The sequence below is a fragment of the Rhodococcus sp. R1101 genome, from assembly GCF_000278445.1.
Classification (GTDB): domain Bacteria; phylum Actinomycetota; class Actinomycetes; order Mycobacteriales; family Mycobacteriaceae; genus Rhodococcus; species Rhodococcus gordoniae.
The window spans coordinates 1-1,436 of record NZ_AJVB01000707.1; the positions used below are offsets into that span (position 1 = coordinate 1).

Consider the following 1,436-nt stretch of genomic DNA (forward strand, 5'->3'; position numbering starts at 1 on the left):
GCGCACTGCGCCGGTGGGGCTCGACCCGTTCTTCGTCGCCGCATGGAAGGCGGCGCCCGACGACGCCGCGAAGGTGCGGGTGGTGGTCGATCAGATCGCCTCGTGCACCGAATCGCGCCTTGAGCGGATCGACCGCGACAGCCTCGCCGCGCAGGCCAGCTGGGGCTGACGCGGCGCGAGTGATCGGGACGGCCGGTTGCGGCCGACCGTCGTGCCGGGCAGTCTGCGCGGCGGCTTAGACTCGTCTCGTGGCCGGCCGTATTTCAGACAGAGACATCGCGGCCATTCGCGACCGCGTGCGCATCGAGGACATCGTCGGTGAATACGTCGCACTCAAGCGCGGCGGTGCCGACTCGCTCAAGGGCCTGTGCCCCTTCCACGACGAGAAGTCCCCGTCCTTCCACGTGCGGCCCAATCACGGGCACTTCCACTGCTTCGGCTGCGGTGAGGGCGGCGACGTCTACTCGTTCCTGCAGAAGATCGAACACGTCAGCTTCGTCGAGGCCGTCGAGCAGCTCGCCGAACGTGTCGGTTACACGCTGAACTACGAGGGCGGAGGTCCGTCCGTCCAGCGCGACCGGGGCACCCGTGCCCGGCTGGTCGCGGCGAACGCGGCCGCTCAGCAGTTCTACGCCGAGCAGCTGCGCACCCCCGAAGCGCAGGCCGCCCGCGACTATCTGACCGAACGCAACTTCGACCAGGCGGCCGCCGAGACGTTCGGCTGCGGCTATGCACCCGCCGGCTGGGACGCGCTCACGAAGCACCTCCTCGGCCGGGGATTCGATTTCTCCGAACTCGAGACCGCCGGATTGTCCCGGCAGGGACGCCGCGGACCGATCGACCGCTTCCACCGTCGTCTGTTGTGGCCCATTCGCAATCTTGCGGGCGACGTCATCGGCTTCGGTGCTCGCCGCCTGTACGACGACGACCAGATCACCGCGAAGTACATGAACACACCGGAAACGGTGCTGTACAAGAAATCTCAAGTGTTGTTCGGTCTCGACCTCGCCAAGCGCGAGATCGCCAAGTCCCATCAGGCCGTGATCGTCGAGGGATACACCGACGTCATGGCCATGCACCTGGCCGGGGTGAAGACGGCGGTCGCCGCGTGTGGTACCGCTTTCGGCGACGAGCATCTCGCTCTGCTGCGCCGCCTGCTCATGGACGACAGCTTCTTCCGTGGCGAGGTCATCTACACCTTCGACGGCGACGACGCCGGTCGTGCGGCGGCGATGAAGGCGTTCGAGGGGGATCAGAAGACCGCGGCGAAGACCTACGTCGCGATCGCACCCAAGGGCATGGACCCGTGCGAGCTGCGGCAGCAGTCGGGCGACGGCGCGGTGCGCGATCTCATCGCCCGCCGCACGCCGATGTTCGAGTTCGTCGTGAAATCGATTCTCTCCGAACACGACCTCGATACCGTCGAGGGCCGCGTC

The 1,436-nt window shown here is 67.1% G+C and carries 1 protein-coding gene and 1 pseudogene; both read left to right on the forward strand.

Going from position 1 to position 1,436, the window contains the following annotated elements:
• A pseudogene (locus tag R1101_RS29900) lies at nt 1-169 on the forward strand (deoxyguanosinetriphosphate triphosphohydrolase); the annotation flags it as partial.
• A gap of 79 nt (nt 170-248) precedes the next feature.
• Nucleotides 249-1,436 (forward strand): DNA primase (dnaG, locus tag R1101_RS0123435; RefSeq protein WP_037224913.1); only part of this gene is annotated, 1,188 nt, incomplete at its 3' end.